We start from the raw sequence: 15,097 nt of genomic DNA on the forward strand, positions 1-15,097 counted from the left end.
GCGGCGTGGCCATCGTCGCACTGCTGCTGGGCGCGCTGTTCGGTGGCTTCGCCTCGGAGAGTTTGATCGGCGCGTTTCTCGGCGCCGCGGTGGGCTGGCTGGGCTGGCAGCAGAAGCAACAGGCGCGGCGCATCGCCAACCTGGAGCAGCAACTGAAGGCAGGCGCACCCGTGAGCCTGCCAGCGGCCGAACCGGCAGCCGCGCCCGTGCTGCCGGTTGCCCAACCCGTCCTGACGCCCTCACCCACCGCCGAGGCCGCGCCTCCACGGCATGAACCGGCCGCCGCCGTGCCGGCCGCGCCGGTGATCACGACACCCGTCGCCGCCCCCTCACCTACCAAGCCGACGCCACCGCCGGCTCCGGTGCCCGCACCACGCCGCCCCATCCCCATGCCCGCCTGGGCCCAGCGCCTGGCGGCGGCCAACACCATCGTCAAGGTCGGGCTGGCCATGCTCTTCCTCGGCCTCGTGTTCCTGGCGCGCTTCGCGGCAGAAAACGTCACGGTGCCGCTCGAAGTTCGCCTGGCCGGCATTGGCGCCACCGGCGTCGCGCTGCTGACCATCGGCTGGCGGCTGCGCCTGCGCTCGCGCGGCTATGGCCTGCTGTTGCAGGGCGGCGGCGTGGCCGTCGTCTACCTGACGCTGTTCGCTGCCGTGAAGCTGGCTGGATTGCAGCCGCTGGCGCTGGTATTCGCGCTGATGCTGTCCGTCTCACTGCTCGCCGCGCTGCTGGCCGTGAAGCAGGACGCACAGGCGCTGGCCGTCGTCGCGGCACTGGGCGGCTATGCAACGCCGTTGCTGCTGTCGACCGGCGGTGGCGCCATTGCCATGCTGCTGGGCTACGACTTTGTGCTGGGCCTGGGCGTGGCGCTGGTCGCCTGGTTCAAGCACTGGCCGCGCCTGAACCTGATCGCCTTCAGCTTCACCGCCCTCATCGCGAGCGCCTGGGGCCTGACGGCCTACACACCCGCCGACTACGCCGTCGCTCAAAGTTTCCTGATCGCCTTCTGGCTGCTGTTCACCGCCGTGCTGCTGATGCCCGGCCGCCGTGCGAAAAACCCGATTCAGCCCGAGGTCTGGCTGCAGGCCACGCTGCTGTTCGGCGTGCCCGTCTTCGGCTCGGGGATGCAGTACGCGCTGCTCAAGCCCGATTCGATGGCCATCGCCTTCGCCGCGCTGGTGATCGGCGGGGCCTACGTGGGCCTGGCCGCCTGGGCGCGGCGTCGCCCGGCGCACGCCCTCGTGTTCGAGGCCTTCATCGCACTGGGCGCCGTGTTCGGCACGCTGGTCATTCCCTTTGCACTCAGTGCCGAAGCCACCGCCGGCGCCTGGGCGCTGGAGGGCGCGGGCGCCGTGTGGCTGGGCCTGCGCCAACACCGCCTGCGCGTGCTGGCCAGCGGCCTGGCGCTGATGGCGCTGGGTGGCTTCACGCTGGTGTGGTCGCTTTCTCGCGGTGACGCGGGCGGCCTGCACGCGCCGTCGCAGCTGTTGAACGCCCTCTTGATCGCCGCGGCCGGGCTGGGCGCCGCGCGTTTCCTGGGCCGTGACGACAGCCAGCCTTGGCATGCGGGGGTCGCGTTCGCGCTGGTCGGCTGGGGCACGGTGTGGCTCGCGGTAGCCGCAGGCATCGTGCTCGACCAATGGGTGCCAGCACCGCACGAGTGGGCCGTCAGCGTCGCGCTGATCGCCGCCGCAAGCGCCTTGCTGCTGGGCTTGCAGGCGCTGTGGCGCTGGCCTACGGCTGCGTGGCCGACGGCGCTGCTGTTGCCGGCTTGGGGGCTGCTCGGTATCGCCGGCACGGTGTTGCACGGCGCGCCGCTGTCGGCCGGTGGGTTGTGGGCGCTGCCGCTGGCCTGGGTCGCCCAGGCAGGGGTGCTGCAAAGCACGGCACCGCACTGGCCCGCGCTGCTGCGCAACGCCACGCATGCCGGCAGCCTGCTGGCCTTCGCATTGCTCGGCGCGCTGCAGGGCAGCTACTGGACGGCCGACCTCGGCGACCCGGGCAGCGCCTGGGGTTGGCTGGGCTGGCTGCTGGTGCCGGCGCTGCTGCTGGCCGCCGTGCTGCGCCAGCAACGCCGGGCACCCGAGCGCCAGGCCTGGCCGCTGCGCCTGGCGCCGGCCGCCTACGCCCAGGCCGCCGGCGCCGTGCTGAGCCTGGCGCTCGCGGGTTGGGTGCTCATCGCCAACTGGGCCAGCCCCGGCAGCGCCAAGCCTCTGCCCTACATCCCCGTGCTGAACCCGCTGGACCTCGGCATCGCCGCCGCGCTGCTGGCCGTCGTCGCGTGGCTGCGCAGCCCGGCCGCTGCTGCGCTCAAGCTGCCGCAACAGACGCTGGCCGCGCCCGCGGCGCTGGCCTTCCTGTGGCTCAACGGCATGCTGATCCGCTGCTTCCACCACTGGGGCGGCGTGCCGTATCACGTGGACGGCTGGCTGGATTCGCGCGGCGTGCAGACCGGCCTGGCACTGCTCTGGAGCGCACTGGCCCTGGTGCTGATGATGCTCGGCACGCGCCGCCATCAGCGCGCGCCCTGGCTGGCCGGCGCCGTGCTGCTGGGTGCCGTCGTGCTGAAGCTGATGGTGTTCGACCTGCAGGGCAGCGGCACCGTGTTGCGCATCGTCTCCTTCATCGGCGTGGGCGTGCTGATGCTGGTGATCGGCTATGTCGCGCCTCTACCTGGTTCTTCTGGTTCGGCCGGTTCGTCCCGAGATGAAAAAACGCCTACTTGAACTGCTGATGCTGCTGGCCGCCACATCGGCCAGTGCATCGCCCCACCGCGCGCCGGTACAGGTCACCCAGCCGGCACCTTTCCTGACGCTGGACGCCAGCGCCGAGGCATGGCAACACAGCCTCGGTAGCGACCTGCGCGACTGGCAGTTGCTCGACGCCCAAGGCCGGCGCGTGCCGTTCGCACTGCTGCCTGACAACAGCTTCGTCTTTCCGCCCGAGCGCGAGCTGAAGCTGTTTGCGCTGCCGCCGGCGCCCGTGCCGGCCTCGGCACCGCCGAACAAGGCACCCGCCGGCTGGCTGCTGGACCTGGGCGAGCCCGACCGCTGGACCGCAGAGCCACAACAGTTGCGCCTGCGCTGGCCCGCCGACGCGGTCGCCTTCCAGGCCGGTTACAGGCTCGAAACCAGCGCGGATCTGCAAGCCTGGCGCTTCCTCGGCACCGGACAGCTGCTGGGCGTGCGCACCACCGACGGCGCACCGCTGAGCCAGCCGCTGGTGGCCTTGCCCGCCCGGCCGCAGCGCTATCTGCGCCTGGTCTGGGAGGACTCGGCCCGCGCCGTGCAGCCCGACGGCGTCACGCTGCTCGCCCAGCCCGCCGGGTTGGCGCCGCAGCAACTCAAGCGCACCGCGCCGCTGCCCGCACCGGATGCCGATGGCGGCTGGGTGGTGCCGCTGGGCGGCCCGCAGCCGCTGCTGAGCCTGACGCTGTCGGGCAGCCAGGGCACCTGGGTGCTGCCGGTGCAGGTGCAGACCCGCTCAGGCCCACAGGCGGCCTGGCAGACCGTAGCCCGCAGCGTGTTCTACCGCGTCGACCGCGGCGCGGCGTCAGCCGATGTTGCGCCCGAGCTGCCACTCGCACTGGGCGCCAGCGAGCTGCGCCTGCTGCCCCCGCGCGGCACCGCACTGCCGCCAGCCGGCAGCCTTCAACTGGGCTGGACGGTACGCACCGCCCGCCTCGTGTGGGCCGCACAGGGCGAGCCGCCATTCAGCCTGCAGGTGGGCCTCGCCGCGCCGGATGCCGGCCCCCGCCCGTTGACTGACGTGGTGCCGGACTGGCCGCGTGAGCAGCAGCGCCTGGGCGTGTCCAGCCTGGGCACGTTCACCGCACAGGCGGTACCCGCCGAGCCGAAGCTGCCACCGCGCCGCGTTCTGCTGTGGGCGGTGCTCGCTTTGGGTGTTGCCGCGCTGGCCGCGGTGACCTGGCGGCTGTGGCGCCAGGGGCCGACTGAAACCGGCAGCACTTAAACTCGCGCGCAATGCAACGGTCGATTGATGTGACGCGGTAACGCTGGATTGGCACACTTCCGCCCGCCCGAATTTTCACTTCCTGGAGACACACGAATGAGCGCCATTGTTGACATCGTCGGCCGAGAGATCCTCGACAGCCGCGGCAACCCCACCGTCGAATGCGACGTGCTGCTGGAGTCCGGCGTCATGGGCCGTGCGGCCGTGCCGTCGGGTGCGTCCACCGGTTCGCGCGAGGCCATCGAGCTGCGCGACGGCGACAAGGGTCGCTACCTCGGCAAGGGCGTGCTGAAGGCCGTCGAGCACATCAACACCGAGATCTCCGAGGCCGTGCTGGGCCTGGACGCCTCCGAGCAGGCCTTCCTGGACAAGACGCTGATCGACCTGGACGGCACCGAGAACAAGAGCCGCCTGGGCGCCAACGCGATGCTGGCTGTCTCGATGGCCGTGGCCCGCGCCGCGGCTGAAGAGTCCGGCCTGCCGCTGTATCGCTACTTCGGCGGCATGAACGGCTGCCAGCTGCCGGTGCCGATGATGAACGTCATCAACGGCGGCGCCCACGCGAACAACTCGCTGGACCTGCAAGAGCTGATGATCATCCCCGTGGGCGCGCCTTCGTTCCGCGAAGCGCTGCGCTGGGGCGCCGAGATCTTCCACGCGCTGAAGAAGATCCTGCACGACAAGGGCATCTCCACCGCCGTGGGCGACGAAGGTGGCTTTGCGCCCAGCGTCGAGAGCCATGAGGCCGCCATCCAGCTGATCCTGCAGGCCATCGACAAGGCCGGCTACCAGGCTGGCTCGCAGATCGCCATCGGCCTGGACTGCGCCGCCAGCGAGTTCTACAAGGACGGCAAGTACGTGCTCGAAGGCGAAGGCGGCATCCAGCTGACCTCGCAGGAGTGGACCGACATGCTGGCCACGTGGGTCGACAAGTACCCCATCATCAGCATCGAAGACGGCATGGCCGAAGGCGACTGGGACGGTTGGAAGATCCTGACCGACCGCCTGGGCAAGAACGTGCAGATCGTCGGCGACGATCTGTTCGTGACCAACACCAAGATCCTGCAGGAAGGCATCGACAAGGGCATCGCCAACTCGATCCTGATCAAGATCAACCAGATCGGCACGCTGACCGAAACCTTCGCCGCCATCGAGATGGCCAAGCGCGCCGGCTACACGGCCGTCATCTCGCACCGCTCGGGCGAAACCGAAGACAGCACCATCTCCGACATCGCCGTCGGCCTGAACGCCGGCCAGATCAAGACCGGTTCGCTGTCGCGCTCGGACCGCATGGCCAAGTACAACCAGCTGCTGCGCATCGAAGAAGACCTGGGTGACGTTGCCGTCTACCCCGGCCGCGCTGCCTTCTACAACCTCAAGTAAGCGTTGAAGGCTCTCGCCCTGGTCCTGGCCCTTTTTGTGGTGGCCATCCAAGCCCAGCTCTGGGTGGGCCGGGGCAGCATTCCCTATGTGGCTCACCTCCGGGAGGAGGTGGCGCAGGCGCAGGTCGAGAACGACAAGGCACGCGCCCGCAACGCCCAGCTGCAGGCTGAACTGCGCGATCTGCGCGAAGGCCTGGAGATGGTGGAAGAAAAGGCCCGCTTCGAGCTGGGCATGATCAAGTCCGACGAGGTCTTCGTGCCCGTCACCACGCCCGCAGCCTCGGCGGGCAAGCGCTGATGCTGGCCACGGCCTGGGCGGCGCTGCTGGCGCCGGCCTTCACGGCTTTCGGCAGCCCCATTTCCTGGCTGGAGCTGGTCGCCTTCGTGCTGGCCGTCTGGATGGTCATCTGCAACATGCGGGTGAACCTGCTGGCCTGGCCGCTGGCCCTCATCAGCTCGCTGATGTACTTCGCCCTCTTCTGGGACGGCAAGCTCTACGGCGAAGCCGGGCTGCAGCTCGTGTTCGCGGCGTTGGCGCTGTGGGGCTGGTGGCAATGGCGCTTTGGCCGCACGCGCGAAGGCGATGTCTTGAAAGTGCGCCGGCTGGGGCTGCAAGGCCTCGTCAAACCCGCGCTGTTGACGCTGGCCGCCTGGCCGCTTCTGGGCCTCTTCCTCGCCAGGAACACCGACAGCCCCCTGCCCTACTGGGACGCTTTTCCGACGGTGGCCAGCCTGCTCGGCCAATGGCTGCTGGCGCGCAAATACGAAGAGAACTGGCCGACCTGGATCGTTGTCAACGTCGTCAGCGTCGTGCTGTTCGGGCTCAAGGGCTACTGGCTGACCGTCATCCTGTACGCCGGCTTCATCCCGATGAGCGTCATCGGCTGGCGCGCCTGGAGGCGCGCTTGAAACTCGTTGCACTGCTGGGGGCGGAATGCACCGGCAAGTCCACGCTGGCCGAAGCGCTGGCCACGCACTTCAACGCGGGCCTGGTGAGCGAATACCTGCGCGAATGGTGCGACACCCACGGCCGCACGCCGCAACAGCACGAGCAGGCCCACATCGCCGCCGAGCAAGCCGCGCGCATCGAGGCAGCAGCCCGCCAGCATGAGCTGGTGTTCTGCGACACGACGCCGCTGATCACGGCACTGTGCAGCCAGCACTATTTCAACGACGACAGCCTGCTCGCCAGTGCTCTGGCCTTCCAGCGCCGCTGCGACCTGACGCTGCTGTGTGCCCCTGACCTGCCCTGGCAGGCCGATGGCTTCCTGCGCGACGGCCCGGGCGTGCGCCAGGCCTTCGACGCCCGGCTGCGCACGGCCTTGGCCGATGGCGACATGGCCTGGGTGGACATCGCCGGCGACGACGCCGAGCGCCTGGCCACCGCCATCGCCGCCATTACTTCGATTCAGCGCCCCAGCAACAGGTAGTCGAACAGCTGCGTGCCCCCCGCGCCGCCCAGCGGCACCAGCAGGGCCTTCAGCAGGGGCTGGTCGAAGAACGACGCGAACGCGCCGCACTGCTCGTTCTCCACCGACGCGATCAACCGCTTGTAGGGCTCCACGAGATCGGACAGCGGCTTGCCGCTGCCGGCCAGCCAGCGCAGGTCGGCCTGCATGGAGGCGATGGCGTGGCGGCGTGTCGTTTCCGCGGCCCGCTTGAGCAGCACGGTCAGGCCGATCAACACCGCGACATAGAAGCACACGCCGATGGCGATGGCCGGCGTGAGCGACCAGTTGTCGAACAGCCGGCTGCGCGCAACGACAAGCAGGGCCAGCACGACGAAGGGGCCGATGACCAGCCGCGCCACCGGCGTGCTGCGGCGGGCCACCACCTGCACGTCGATCCAGTCGTCCAGCAGCGTGTGCACGGCAAATCCGCCGCCATCCTTGCTGCGGTCCTCGGGGCGGGCACTGAAGCGCTGCGCCCACAACGCCCGGTGCTCCTCGCCCAGCGCCTTGGCGAACATCTCGATGGTGGCTTCGGGGTAGAAGCTGCGCCCGGCATTCATGTGGCGCAGGAAGCGCACCAGCAGCACCGTGGCGTCCGCCACGGCGACGACGAGCAGGGGCAGCATCAGCAGGATCGCGTAGAGCGTCGCGCTCACCATCTGGCGGTGCTCGTCACCACGCACGGGCACTTCGGGGATCTGGCCTTCGGACAGGCACAGGAAGAGCAGCCCGACGCAGCAGATCGTCAGCACATACCAGACCAACGTGCGCGCGGCGCGCGGGCGGGCCTCGCCGCGCTCGCCGTACTCTTGCCAGAGCTGGTCGAAGTCGCAGCTGTAGCCCACGCCGGACTTCCAGAACAGCACGCTGACATGCTCGAACCAGCCAGTCACGAGCTGGCGCATGTCGCTGCGCACGACGGGCTTGGCCACGGGCCGAGGCAGGCGCAGCCAGTCGGAGTCATGCCTGAGCTGGTTGAGCGAGTCGGCCCAGGCCCAGTCCAGCGTCCACAGGATGGCAAACAGCGCGAGCAGGTGGATGAGGTGCGACGGCCAGGCGCTGACACCCTCCAGCCAGGCCACGGGCTCGCAGCTGTCGCAAATGCCCTTCTGGCTCCAGCCGCCAGCCGGCCAGGCCAGCCAAACCCAGACGGCCACCACCAGCAGCACGATGACGAGGTGCAGGCGGTCGACGCCGGCGTGCTGGTCGGGCGGGGCCGGCTGCTCGCGCCGCGCCTGCAGCAGGGCTGGCAGCACGGCCAGCAGCGCGCCGAAGGCGGCCAGACTGGCCAGCAGCAAGGCGTGCACGAAGCCGAGCTGGCTGGGCAGCAGGAACTCGATGAGGCTGGCCAGCACGTAGGCGAACAGGCCGGCATGCAGGGCGACCAGCACGATGGATGTCATGTCCATCTGCGGCTGGTTGTCCATCGTCGCCTCGCGCAGGAAGACGCGGCGCGCCTGTTTGATGGCCGGGGTCGACGGCCAGGCCAGCAGTACGCCGCCCATGACGATGACCATCAGCATCGCCAGCCCGCTGCGCCCGGCACTCGGCGGTGTCGGCCGCGCTTCCAGCGCATAGCCCGCCAGCGGCACCGCGCTGGAGCGGCCCACCTCGTAGAGCGAGGGCTTCTGCAGTGCCGGCTCCAGCGCCAGCTTCTCATCGCGCTTGCAGCTGTCGCTGCGGCAGCCCGCCCGGCGTGCCGCGGCGTAGGTGCTGGCCTGGTAGATGTCGCGCAGCGGCGGCGTGCCGGCCTGCAGGTCCACGGCGCCCGCCGGGGCACTGGCCGGCGGCGGGTAGAAGGCCAGCGGCAGGCTGCTGGCGACGACGAGATTGCGCGTGAAGGCCTGCGTGCGCGGATGCAGGTAGCGCGCGTCCATGTCCGTCGTGAAGAACATGCGGTCGGAAAAGTCCTCGTGCAGGGCTTGCAGCACGAGCAGCTTGTCGTGCACGTCGTTGGCGAAGATGCCGATGGCCCCGATGGGCAGGCGGCTGGCGTCGGCCTCGCTGCGCTTGAGCTCGGCGCCGAGGCGACGCAGGTAGTCGAGCTGGTCGCGGCTTTCCGGCCATTCCAGCGGCGCGGTCTTGGGCGGTGGCCCGGCCGCAGCGGCGCCACTGGACTCCCGCGTCGTCACACCATCGATGCCGCGGAAGAAGTAGATGACCTCGACCTTCAACGGTTGGTCCTGCGGGCGGCCGTCGGGCAGCCGGTAGCGCAACTCGCTGACCAGGGACTGGGCGTACAGCGAATCACGCTCCGCGACGATGACGACGCGCCGGCCCTCGTGCGGCAGGCGCAGGCCGAGCTCGGCCACGATGCGCTTGATGAGTTCGGCGTCCGTGCCGATGGTGCGCACCATCTGCACCGGCCGCACCGGGTTCACGCCGGTGATGCGGTTGAACTGATCGGTGACGAAGGACTCGAGCTTCTGGTCGCTGAGCTCGCTGATCATGCTGTTGGGCGCCGTCGAGGCCGAGTTGTAGAACTCGGCGCGCGACAGCAGCTCGTAGCCCTCCTGCAGGTCGGGCGCCAGGCCACTCGCCGCGCCGGCCACACCCGAGCTGCAGCGGGCGGCCGCGGCGCTGGCCGCCGGGCTCAGCGCAGCTGCGGCGGCGTGCTTGCGGTCGGCCGCGCAGCGCAGGTCCATCAAGGCGGCACGCAGCGCATCGGTGGACGACGGGCCGATGACGGCCAGGCTGGGCAGGCGCTGGCTGTCCACGCCGCCGGGTGCGGCGAGATTGCGCGCCGCGCGGCCCATCAGCTGGTGCGTCAGCCGCGCCAGCGCATCCAGCTTGCGGTTGGGCAGGGAGTTTTCGTCCACCCACAGCAGCGCGATCTGGCCGTAGCGGCGCGGCTTGTCGGCCTTGGCTTCGCCCTCGCTGTCGGGCCTGCGGCGGTGCTCGGAGCGCGCGGACAGCAGCTCGTAGGGCACGACGAAGTTGTCCTTGGCGCGCGCCGCGCGGGCCTGCTTGTCGGGGTCGGCGGGCTTGGACGCAGCCGAGGCGGCTTCGGCGGGCACAGTGAGCGCAGCAGCGTCCAGCAGGCTGAACTCCAGCAGGCTCAGGCGCTCGGCGTTGTCTGGCACGTAGTCCTGGGCCAGCAGGCCGGCCAGCGTCGCGTAGCGCACGCGCCGCCGCGCCTCCTCGGCGCCCACGAAGTCGGCACCCGGCAGCAGCCCCATGATGATGAGGGTGTCGTCCAGGCGCTGGTCGTGGTCGCGGTCCAGCTTGGCGAGCATGCGCTGGGGGTCGCGCACCTCGGCCACGCGGTCGCGGCAGTCGATGTCCAGCGTCTGCGAGGTCTGCTTGCGCACGCGCTCACAGCGCTCGGCGCGCTCGGTTTCGTAGCGGCGCAGCGCGGTGAAGGGGTCTTCCCAGAGGCGGGCGTTGACGTCGAGGTCGGGGTCCAGCGGCGCCTGGGCGCGCGCCTTCTCGGCGGGCCGCAGCGGCTCGAAGGCATGGGGAACGAGCTGGGTGCTGGCAACAAAGGCCACCAGCACGGCAGCACTCGCCCACGGGAAGCTGCCGAATCCGCCCTTGGAGTCCGCCACGCGTCCTCTCCTGCCCCGGCAAAGACGGGACCAGCGCCGAAAGTCTCAGCTTGGCGCGGTGGCGTCAATCACTAGGGCCGCTCGCATCCTCAGAAGGCATGAGGGTCGTTGCGCAATGGAAACGCCGAGCCAGCTACTGCAGCGTGCCGCCGGCGCTGTCGGGTTGGCGGCTTGCCGGCGTGAACAGCGCGCCAACGTCCACCGCATCGAAGCGGTAGTGCCGGCCGCAGAAGTCGCAGCCGATTTCCACGTCGCCACGCTCGGCCAGCACGCTGTCGATCTCTTCACGCCCCAGGCCGAGCAGCATCTGGCCGACGCGCTCACGCGAGCAGGTGCAGGCGAAGCGCGGGGCCTGCGGCTCGAAGCGGGTCACCGTCTCCTCCCAGAACAGGCGGCGCAGGATGGTGTCGGCGTCCAGCGTCAGCAGTTCCTCGGGCGTCAGCGTGGCGGCGAGGATGCTGATGCGGTTGAACGCATCGGACAGCCCGATGTCATCCTCGTTTCGCTTGCCTTCCAGGTTGCCTTCGCCCTGGACCGGCAGGCGCTGGATCAGCAGCCCCGCGGCGATGTCGCCATTGGCCGCCAGCACCAGCTTGGTATCGAGCTGCTCGGACTGCAGCATGTAGTGCTCCAGCACCTCGCTCATCTTCTGCAGCGGCTCGCGCTGGTCGCCATAAAGCGGCACGACGCCCTGGTAGGGCTGCTGGCCGGGGAACTTGTCCTTGGGGTCCAGCGTGATCGCGCAGCGGCCCTGGCCGCGCACATTGACCATGGCTTCCAGCGTCGCGCCCGGCTCCACCGTGCCGACGCACTTGGCCGTGGCACGGAACGCGAGGTCGGGCTGTGCCTCGGCCACGGCCAGCTTGACGGGGCCGTCGCCGAAGACCTGCAGCACCAGCGCGCCGTTGAACTTGATGTTGGCCTGCATCAGCACTGCCGCGGCGCTCATCTGGCCGAGCATGTCGCGCAGCTCGGGCGGGTATTCGCTGCCCGGTTCGCGGCGGCTCAACACCTCGCGCCAGGCGTCGGTCAGCCGCACCAGCATGCCGCGCACCGGCAGGCCGTCGAACAGGAACTTGTGCAATTCACTCATCGGATTCTTTTCAGGCCGCTCGCGTAACGGCGGCCGTTGTTGACGTAATGGGCCGCGCTGGCCTTGAGCCCGGCAATCTGCGCCTCACTCAGCTCGCGCACGACCTTGGCGGGCGCGCCGACGATCAGGCTGCCGTCCGGGAATTCCTTGCCCTCGGTCACCAGCGCGCCGGCGCCGACGACGCAGTTGCGGCCGATGCGGGCCCCATTCAAGACCACGGCCCCAATGCCAATGAGGCTTTCGTCACCCACCGTGCAGCCATGCAGCATGACCTGGTGGCCCACGGTCACGTTCTGGCCGATGACGAGCGGAAAGCCGTGATCGGCATGCAGCACCGAGCCGTCCTGGATGTTGCTGCCCGCGCCGATCGTCAGCGTGTCGCTGTCGCCGCGCAGCACGGCGTTGAACCAGATGCTGACGTCTTCACCCAGCGTCACGCGGCCGACGACCTCGGCACTGTCGGCCACCCAGGCCGACTCCGCCACGTCGGGAATGTGCTCGTCGAGCTGGTAGATCGCCATCGCGGGCCTCCCGTCAAAACCAGCGATTCTAAAATTGCGGCAATGTCTGATCTCCGCCTGGCCACGCTCGGCCCTTTGCTGATTGCCGACGCGCCCGCCAAAGCGAGCGCCACGCTGGCCCTCGATACGACGCTGCACGTCGACACCACCACCGCCATTGCCGAACCCACCGGCATCCCCGGCCGGCCCGCGCTGCCCCGTCTCGTCGAACACATCAAGCTGAAAGCCCCGTCGATGCGCACGCCGGCCGGCATCGCCGCGCTGGTGCATGCCATCGCCCACATCGAGCTGAACGCCATCGACCTGGCGCTGGACATCTGCTGGCGCTTCCCCGGCATGCCCGAGGCCTTCTACCGCGACTGGCTGCGCATTGCCCAGGAGGAGGCCAAGCACTTCACGCTGCTGCGCGAGCATTTGCTGACGCTGGGCTTCGACTACGGTGACTTCGACGCCCACAACGCGCTGTGGGACATGGCCGAGCGCACCCGGCACGACCTGCTGGCCCGCATCGCGCTGGTGCCGCGCACGCTGGAAGCGCGTGGCCTGGACGCGTCGCCGGCCGTCAAGCGCAAGCTCGTCGGTGCTGGGGACAAACGCGCCGGCGAGATCCTCGACATCATCCTGCACGACGAGATCGGCCACGTGGCTGCGGGCAACCGCTGGTACCGCTTCGTCTGCGAGCAGCGCGGCCTGGACCCGATCGCAACCTACGCCGAACTCGCCGCCCGCCACCAGGCGCCCAAGCTGCGCGGACCCTTCAACCTCGAAGCCCGCCGTGCGGCGGGTTTCGACGAGGCCGAGCTGGCCGCCCTGGCCAACCCATGACCCGTTTCCAAGCCAATCTGCTGCTCACCCTCGTCGCGCTGATCTGGGGATCGGCCTTCGTCGCCCAGAGCAAGGCCATGGCCGACGTCGGACCGCTGCTCTTCACCGGCGTGCGTTTCCTGATCGGCTCGGCCGTCGTGCTGCCGCTGGCTGTGCTGGAGTGGCGGCGCCTGGGCCGCCAGAGCCGGCCGCTGGTGAAGCTGGATGGCCTGCACATCGCCGGCCTGGGCCTGCTGATGACGCTGGGCGCCGTCATGCAGCAGATCGGCATCCAGTTCACCAGCGTGACCAACGCTGGCTTCCTGACGGCGATCTATGTGCCGCTCGTCCCGGTGCTGGCCTGGCTGCTGTTGGGTCAGATCTCGCATTGGTCGGTCTGGCCAGCGGCCGCAGGCTGCCTGATCGGCGCCTTTCTGCTGTCGGGCGCGCACGAGATGACCATCGGCTTCGGCGACATCTGCGTCGCTGCCTCCGCCATCCCCTGGGCCGTGCATGTGCTGATGGTGGGCCGCTGGGCCGACCGCATGGGCGCGCCCTTCCTGGTTGCGAGTGGGCAGTTCGCGGTCTGCGGCTTGCTGTCGCTGACCGCCGCTTCCGAGCTGGAGGCGATTCGCTGGAGCAGCCTCGTGGCTGCCGCCTGGCCCATCGCCTACACCGGGGTCGTGTCGGTCGGCATCGCCTTCACGGCCCAGGTCGTCGCCCAGCGCTACGCGCATGCAGCGGACGCGGCCATCATCCTGTCGGCCGAAACCTTGTTCGCCGCCGCCTTCGGCTACGCGCTGCTCGGCGAACGCCTGAACACTGCCGGGCTGATCGGCTGCGGCCTGATGCTCGCCTGCATCCTGCTCGTGCAGCTGATGCCGCTGGTGGGAACCCTGAGACGAAAGCAAATTCTGACCAACCCGTCAAATTAGCTTCTAGACTTTGGGATCGCTTTCGAGGAGCCCCGCATGAGCGCTGACGTTTCCAAGCTTGACGCCTACTGGATGCCTTTCACGGCCAACCGGCAGTTCAAGCAGGCACCCCGCCTGTTGACCCAGGCCGACGGCATGTACTTCCGTGACGACAAGGGCCGCGAGATCCTCGACGGCATTGCCGGCCTGTGGTGCGTCAACGCGGGCCACAACCGCTCCAAGATCGTCAAGGCCATCCAGGATCAGGCGGCCGAGCTGGACTTCGCGCCGCCCTTCCAGATGGGCCATCCCAAGGCGTTCGAGCTGGCCGAGCGCCTGGCCCAGATTGCGCCCACGGGCATGAACCGCGTGTTCTTCACCAACTCGGGCTCCGAGGCTGTCGACACGGCGCTGAAGATGGCCATCGCCTACCACCGCGTGCGCGGTGAAGGCGCCCGCACCCGGCTCATCGGCCGCGAGCGTGGCTACCACGGCGTCAACTTCGGCGGCATCTCGGTGGGCGGCATGGTGGCCAACCGCAAGATGTTCGGCACGCTGCTGGCCGGCGTGGACCACATCCGCCACACGCACGACCCGGCGCGCAATGCCTTCTCGGTGGGCATCCCGCCCCATGGCGCCGAGTTTGCCGACGACCTGGAGCGCCTGATCGCGCTGCACGACGCGTCCACCATCGCCGCCGTCATCGTCGAGCCCGTGGCCGGCTCCACTGGCGTGCTGATCCCGCCGGCCGGCTACCTGCAACGCCTGCGCGACATCTGCGACAAGCACGGCATCCTGCTGATCTTCGACGAGGTCATCACCGGCTTCGGCCGTACCGGCAGCCCTTTCGCCGCGCAGACCTTCAACGTCACGCCCGACCTGATGACGGTGGCCAAGGGCATCACCAACGGCTGCGTGCCCATGGGCGCGGTCTTCGCGCAGCAGAAGATCCACGACGCCTTCATGACCGGGCCCGAGCACCTGATCGAGTTCTTCCACGGCTACACCTACTCGGCCCACCCGCTGGCCTGCGCCGCCGGTATCGCGACGCTGGACACCTACGCCGACGACGACCTGCTGACCCGCGCGGCGCGCATGCAGGACGAATTCGCCAAGGCGCTGCACTCGCTGCGCGACGAGCCTAACGTCATCGACGTGCGCAACATCGGCCTGGTCGGCGGCGTCGAGCTGAAGCCGCTGCCCGGCGAACCCGCCAAGCGCGCCTTCAACGTGTTCCTGGACTGCTGGGACAAGGGCCTCTTGATCCGCACCACGGGCGACACCGTTGCCCTGTCGCCGCCGCTCATCATCGAGAGCGGCCACATCGAACGCATCATCGACACGCTCAGGGCCGCCCTGCGCCGCGCCGCATAATCCGCGCCCCGGCGGCCGCAGTGCCCGGCGCCGCTGTC

General features: G+C 69.5%; 12 protein-coding genes. 9 read left to right on the forward strand and 3 right to left on the reverse strand.

Features of this window, described 5'->3' with window-relative positions; all coding sequences use genetic code 11:
- Positions 1-5: 5 nt before the first annotated feature.
- The 6 genes from AC07V5_RS26910 to AC07V5_RS26935 all read left to right on the forward strand — a co-directional run bounded on the left by AC07V5_RS26910 (position 6) and on the right by AC07V5_RS26935 (position 6,784).
- Positions 6-2,726, forward strand: a complete 2,721-nt coding sequence (locus AC07V5_RS26910) for a DUF2339 domain-containing protein (protein ID WP_495118694.1) — start codon at positions 6-8, stop codon at positions 2,724-2,726.
- Positions 2,707-3,972: a DUF3999 family protein gene (locus AC07V5_RS26915; RefSeq protein ID WP_495118695.1), complete on the forward strand. Its 1,266-nt coding sequence runs from the start codon at positions 2,707-2,709 to the stop codon at positions 3,970-3,972. The genes AC07V5_RS26910 and AC07V5_RS26915 overlap by 20 nt, the downstream gene beginning before the upstream one ends.
- Positions 3,973-4,068: 96 nt before the next feature.
- Positions 4,069-5,355: a phosphopyruvate hydratase gene (gene eno, locus AC07V5_RS26920; RefSeq protein ID WP_495118696.1), complete on the forward strand. Its 1,287-nt coding sequence runs from the start codon at positions 4,069-4,071 to the stop codon at positions 5,353-5,355.
- A gap of 3 nt (positions 5,356-5,358) precedes the next feature.
- Complete coding sequence (locus AC07V5_RS26925; protein WP_495118697.1) at positions 5,359-5,652, forward strand: septum formation initiator family protein; 294 nt, start codon at positions 5,359-5,361, stop codon at positions 5,650-5,652.
- Positions 5,652-6,263 carry a nicotinamide riboside transporter PnuC gene (gene pnuC, locus AC07V5_RS26930; protein WP_495118698.1) on the forward strand — a complete coding sequence of 204 codons (612 nt, stop codon included), beginning with the start codon at positions 5,652-5,654 and terminating at the stop codon, positions 6,261-6,263. Before AC07V5_RS26925 ends, pnuC begins: the two co-directional genes overlap by 1 nt.
- A complete protein-coding gene (locus tag AC07V5_RS26935; protein ID WP_495118699.1) occupies positions 6,260-6,784 on the forward strand; it encodes an AAA family ATPase in 525 nt (174 codons plus the stop codon). The genes pnuC and AC07V5_RS26935 overlap by 4 nt, the downstream gene beginning before the upstream one ends.
- Here the strand turns inward: AC07V5_RS26935 and AC07V5_RS26940 are convergent.
- The 3 genes from AC07V5_RS26940 to AC07V5_RS26950 form a co-directional block, all read right to left on the reverse strand.
- Positions 6,763-10,353, reverse strand: a complete 3,591-nt coding sequence (locus AC07V5_RS26940; protein WP_495118700.1) for a hypothetical protein — start codon at positions 10,351-10,353, stop codon at positions 6,763-6,765. The two genes, AC07V5_RS26935 and AC07V5_RS26940, sit on opposite strands and share 22 nt — an antisense overlap.
- Before the next feature lie 133 nt (positions 10,354-10,486).
- The gene (hslO, locus tag AC07V5_RS26945) at positions 10,487-11,446 is read right to left on the reverse strand and encodes an Hsp33 family molecular chaperone HslO (protein WP_495118701.1); all 960 of its coding nucleotides are present in this window, start codon (positions 11,444-11,446) and stop codon (positions 10,487-10,489) included.
- Positions 11,443-11,967: a gamma carbonic anhydrase family protein gene (locus tag AC07V5_RS26950; protein WP_495118702.1), complete on the reverse strand. Its 525-nt coding sequence runs from the start codon at positions 11,965-11,967 to the stop codon at positions 11,443-11,445. Before AC07V5_RS26950 ends, hslO begins: the two co-directional genes overlap by 4 nt.
- 42 nt (positions 11,968-12,009) lie before the next feature.
- On the opposite strand from AC07V5_RS26950, the gene AC07V5_RS26955 reads away from it, so the two are divergent.
- From AC07V5_RS26955 to aptA, 3 genes are read left to right on the forward strand one after another with little or no spacing between them, the layout of a single operon-like run.
- On the forward strand, positions 12,010-12,792 hold the full coding sequence (locus AC07V5_RS26955) for a ferritin-like domain-containing protein (RefSeq protein WP_495118703.1): 783 nt from the start codon (positions 12,010-12,012) through the stop codon (positions 12,790-12,792).
- A complete protein-coding gene (locus AC07V5_RS26960) occupies positions 12,789-13,706 on the forward strand; it encodes a DMT family transporter (RefSeq protein WP_495118704.1) in 918 nt (305 codons plus the stop codon). The genes AC07V5_RS26955 and AC07V5_RS26960 overlap by 4 nt, the downstream gene beginning before the upstream one ends.
- Before the next feature lie 36 nt (positions 13,707-13,742).
- On the forward strand, positions 13,743-15,059 hold the full coding sequence (gene aptA, locus AC07V5_RS26965; RefSeq protein WP_495118705.1) for an omega-aminotransferase AptA: 1,317 nt from the start codon (positions 13,743-13,745) through the stop codon (positions 15,057-15,059).
- The last annotated feature ends 38 nt before the right edge of the window (positions 15,060-15,097 follow it).

Source organism: Roseateles sp. GW821-FHT02E12 (assembly GCF_059421665.1).